Origin of the sequence: Ferroglobus sp. (genome assembly GCF_015521575.1) — an archaeon.
GTDB lineage: Archaea > Halobacteriota > Archaeoglobi > Archaeoglobales > Archaeoglobaceae > Ferroglobus.
This window is the reverse complement of record NZ_WANY01000179.1, coordinates 1-4470: the sequence shown is the minus strand read 5'-3', so window position 1 is coordinate 4470 and position 4470 is coordinate 1. Positions and strand designations below refer to the sequence as shown.

Below are 4470 nucleotides of genomic sequence, written 5' to 3'. Positions count from 1 at the left end.
GTAATTAGGTGATAAAATATGAAAAAAGTTTCAATTGTTGTTGCTCTGGTTGTAGTGTCTCTCTTGGTTGGCTGTGCGAAGCCGGAGGAAAAAGCGACACCCACACCAACACCGATGATGACTCCAACACCCACTCCAGAAAAGACGCCTATGCCGACTCCTACGCCAAGCAAGGTTGAGAAGATAAAAGCAATATTTATGACAAGTCTTCATTATACAAGAGAGGGGAAGGAGACGTTTTACTCAGCCGAAAATGGAGGATTTGAAAAGCTAACAGGCATTCCTATTGAGGAGCTTGGCTGCAAGAAGTGTCATGCTAAGACAAAAGCTGACGGAACGCCGATAAAAACTGAAGAATACAAGCCAGACTGCTACGACTGCCACAAAACTCCGGGAGATGAGGTGGAAGATAAAGTTTGCCTTGGATGCCACGGAAGGCAGGGAGTTGAGTTAAAGCTTGAGAAGAAAATGCCTGAGCTATTCTCGGATGTTCACAGAGAAGCTGGATTGAGTTGTACTGATTGTCATACCGCTGACGATGTTCACGGAGTTGGTGAAGAGGGTAAGAGCTCGCTGCTGGAAAGTACGATAAAAGCGAAGTGCGAGAACTGTCACGAAGCCGAAAAGAACACTGCCCATTTGCTGCACAAAGAGAAAGTGGATTGTAAAGCCTGCCACGTTAAGACAGTCATCTCTTGCTACAACTGCCACCTTGACAGTCTTGTGGAGGCTCACGTTAAAAGACCCTACGCTCCCTTGAGCGGATTCAAAATACTGATGAACTTCAACGGCAAAGTCACCTCCGCAACGCTTATGGTTCTGAAGTACGAGGACAAAACGTTTTACGTTGTAGCTCCGTTCTTCTCTCACACGGTAACAAAAGACGTTAGCTGTTCTGACTGCCACGACAACGAGGCTTTGAAGGAGTACGAAGAGAGTGGAAAGATCGTCTTTACAAAATGGAACGAAAGCAGTGGAAAGCTTGAGTGGAAGAAGGGAGTGATTCCTCTCGTTCCCGACTGGAGAAATGCTTTCGTTCTCGACTTCCTCGATTACAAAGCCGATCCTCACAACCCAGTGAAACCCTTCGACCAGAACTGGACTTACATGAAAACGGGAGCAGACTTAACTCAGATTCTCTATGGAGAGCCGTTGACCGAAGAACAGCTCGAAAAACTGGCTAAGAAAATATGATGGTTACTTAAAATTTTTTTATAATTTTATTTTTCATTTAACCGTTATAATGGAAAATTTTAAGATCGGACTAAACAAAGTATTTTTGAATGAAAAGCGATGTCATTGAGGATATTTTGGAGGAGTGGATAAGCAGAATTCGAGATGAAATTCCTCCCGAATTCAGAGACGAATATACGAATTTCATCAAAAAGATTGCTTTTGAAGTGCTTTCCGGGAGAAAACAACCAGAGGATATCGCAAAGGAAGTTGACGAAGTATTTATCGAGAGATTTTTAAGGAGAGGAGTAAAAATAAAGGAAATTGCAAAGAGAGTCAAGGTACTTCTTCAAGTAATTTTGGAAAAGCGGAAAATTGAAGAAGCTCGGGAAATGATAGTTAGATTGGCACTTCTACAGCCGGAAATCTTTTACAAAATTTTTGAAACCTACGAGAAAATTCTCAGAGAGGAGGAAGAGAAAAGAAAGAGATTCGAAAGGGCCTTGAGGGTTCTAAGCAAAGTAAGTCAGGCAGTAAGTAAAATCGGAGATGAAAAAGCTCTTCTCAAGAGCATTTGTGAAATAATAGTTAAAGAAGGAGGATACGCTTACGCTTGGATCGGCTACAAGAGGGAAGATAAAAGCGTTCAGCCTGTTGCGAAGGCTGGAAAGGATGGTTACGCTTACGAAGTTAAAATTACTTGGGACGAGAGTGAAACTGGGAAAGGTCCAACTGGAACGGCTATAAGGACGGGAAAAATCGTTGTTGTGAGAGAAATAGATACAGACCCAAGATTCGCTCCTTGGAGGGAGAAGGCTTTGAAAAGCGGATTCCGCTCGAGCATTGCTCTTCCTTTGGTAGTTAAGGGAGAAGTAATCGGTTCTCTCAACATTTACGCCTTTGAAAAAGATGCTTTTGATGAAAAGGAAGTGGATTTACTTAAAGAAGTGGCTGAAGTAGTCTCTTTTGGAATTTCTTCGATAAGGGAGGTCGAGGAAAGAAGGAAGCTTGAAGAACTATATAAGGCGATTGTAGAGAGCTCTAAGGCTGGCATTATAGTTGTGAGTAACGGTAAGATAATCCACGCTAACGAAGCTGTCGAAAGGGTGAGTGGTTACAGTAAAGATGAATTGATGGGAATGCCCTTTATCAACATCTTCTCCGAAGGTGATAGAGAGGATATTCTGAGGGTTTACAAGCTTGTTTCCTACGATCCAAAATACGTGGCTGAAAATTTAGAGGTAAGAATTCTGAGAAAGGATGGGGTGAGATGCTTCGCTTTAGTTACCATGGCATCCATTCCCGAGCTTAGATGTGTCGTGGTGTCTTTACTCGATGTAACGAAGCTTAGAGAGATGGAGAGGAAACTGAAAGAGAGCGAGGAAATGTACAGAAGCATTTTCGAGTTCTCTCCTCTTGGGATAATCATTGTCGGAAGGGACATGAGAATTATTGACTGTAACGATGCAGCACTTAAAATGATAAAAAGGAGGAGAGAAGAGGTTGTCGGGAAAAAATGGGACGATTTGGGATTTCTTGATGAAGAAGAGCTTTACAAAGCTATGGAGGTATTTTACAGAGTTTTGAGAGGGGAAAGCGGAACTTACGAATTTAGAATAAAAGTGGACGGAGAAGAAAAGTGGGTGAATCTGTTTCCGGTTTTACTTAAGAAAGACAACAAGCCCTACGCTTTTTTGAACATAATTGAAGATGTGACTGAGAAAAAGAACTATGAGAAGGAGATTAAGGAGGCGCTTGAAAGACTTGAAATTCTCCGTTCTATCGATCATGCCATACTCTCCGGCAAACAGATGAGAGAGGCAATTCAAGAAGCTTTACAGCTTGCGAGGAGAAAACTTGGATTTGAACTTTTAGCTTGCTTGGTTTTAGGGGAGGAACCTTTTACCGTTCAAGATTCGGATGTAGAAATAAATTTGAATGAGAAGCTTTTATCTAAGTTGGAGGATAGAGTTGTCGAGAACATTCTTCAGCTTGGAGAGATGACGGATCTTGAAATAGAACTTTTGAAAGCTGGGTTAAAAAGCTACGTCTTAATACCTCTCGTTTCGAGGGGAGAAACAATCGGCGCACTTGTAGCAGCTCAGAAGTCCTTCGACGAAAAAGATAGGGAAAAAATTGAGTTTTTGCGAACCCTCGCTGGGCAGTTTGGGATAGTCATTCAAGAAGCGAGGATGTTCGAGATGAGAATGAAATCTTTGAAACAGATCGAGGATAACATAGTAACCTTAGCTACTCTCGTTGACAAAATAAAGAATCCGCTTGCTGCAATAACGCTCCTCTTAGAGGATGTCGAGGGAGAAATTAAAGAAAGAATTGAAGAGCAGGTAGGGAAAATAGTTGAAATTGTACGAGAGGTTGAAAAAGGATGGGTAGAATCTGAAAACGTTAGGAAGTTCCTGAAGAGGAGCTGGGAAGACAAATGAGCGTTTTACCACAAAGTTCATAAAACTAACACTCCAATAATCCTTTGCTGCGGGGGTTGCCGAGTCAGGAAAAGGCGCCGGATTTAGGGTCCGGTCCCGTAGGGGTTCGTGGGTTCAAATCCCACCCCCCGCATAGCTCGTATCGTCCAATGAGAACAAAAGCAGGCTTTATTTGATGTTTTATCGATTTTAAGACGTTGTTAACGAATTTGGAGATGTTAGAAACGTTTTCTTTAAGCCAGTAGTATACTTCAGGTTCAAACCATACTGTCATGCGAATTTTTGAACGGTCTGGTTGAGCTTTTTTCGGCGATTCCGGCTTTTTCCTTTCTTTTTCATGTGGACGTCCACTGACGTTCATGGACGTTCACCATATCTTGTTGGTCCTCCAAGGTATATAAAGGGGTAGTAACAAACAAGCCCGGTTAAGATTTCAGAACTCTCCAAACTCTGACGACTTCCGCTTTTGCTGGTCTTCCTTCCACGAATATTTCAATAGCTCTATGCCTTCCACTCTGATGTATAAGCCTCGGTTTGCTTACTTTTCTTCCGACGCAGCGAATTTTCTCCCCTTCAATCCTCTGGCTCGACATAACCTTCACTCCACAGCTCCATTAAAATGTCGTTGACCAAGCTCAAATCAAGTCGTAAAGCTTCAGCGATTTCATCAGCCCAAACTCTATCCTTCCCCTTGATGTATTCGAGAATTTCTTTCTTAGCTTGCTCTTTTGGTATTTCCCTTAGCTCAACAACTTCGATTCCTTTCAGCTCCTCGGCAAAATGCCTTATCGCCTCTCTTATGGCTTCAGCCTTCGAAACCTTCAGCTTTTCAACAATTAGGTTGAGCTCCTTC

4 protein-coding genes and 1 tRNA gene are annotated in these 4470 nt (G+C 42.4%); 3 read left to right on the top strand and 2 right to left on the bottom strand.

Annotation, left to right across the window (positions count from 1 at the left end; all coding sequences use genetic code 11):
• Positions 1-18 precede the first annotated feature (18 nt).
• The 3 genes from F7C14_RS07265 (at position 19) to F7C14_RS07255 (ending at position 3750) form a co-directional block, all read left to right on the top strand.
• Positions 19-1194, top strand: coding sequence for a hypothetical protein (locus tag F7C14_RS07265; protein WP_290901399.1), 1176 nt, complete (start codon positions 19-21; stop codon positions 1192-1194).
• 89 nt (positions 1195-1283) lie between these two features.
• A complete protein-coding gene (locus tag F7C14_RS07260; RefSeq protein WP_290901398.1) occupies positions 1284-3617 on the top strand; it encodes a PAS domain S-box protein in 2334 nt (777 codons plus the stop codon).
• A gap of 49 nt (positions 3618-3666) precedes the next feature.
• A tRNA-Leu gene (locus F7C14_RS07255) sits at positions 3667-3750 on the top strand.
• A 292-nt stretch (positions 3751-4042) separates the two neighbouring features.
• On the opposite strand, the gene F7C14_RS07250 is transcribed toward F7C14_RS07255, so the two are convergent.
• Positions 4043-4210: a hypothetical protein gene (locus tag F7C14_RS07250; protein ID WP_290901397.1), complete on the bottom strand. Its 168-nt coding sequence runs from the start codon at positions 4208-4210 to the stop codon at positions 4043-4045.
• Positions 4191-4470: winged helix-turn-helix domain-containing protein (locus F7C14_RS07245; RefSeq protein WP_290901396.1), on the bottom strand; the 280-nt coding region annotated here is incomplete at its 5' end. The genes F7C14_RS07250 and F7C14_RS07245, both read right to left, overlap by 20 nt.

Excerpts from the sequence above, each read along its gene's own strand:
- F7C14_RS07265 (WP_290901399.1), top strand. The coding sequence starts at position 19 with ATGAAAAAAGTTTCAATTGTTGTTGCTCTGGTTGTAGTGTCTCTCTTG.
- F7C14_RS07260 (WP_290901398.1), top strand. The coding sequence starts at position 1,284 with ATGAAAAGCGATGTCATTGAGGATATTTTGGAGGAGTGGATAAGCAGA.
- F7C14_RS07250 (WP_290901397.1), bottom strand. The coding sequence starts at position 4,210 with ATGTCGAGCCAGAGGATTGAAGGGGAGAAAATTCGCTGCGTCGGAAGA.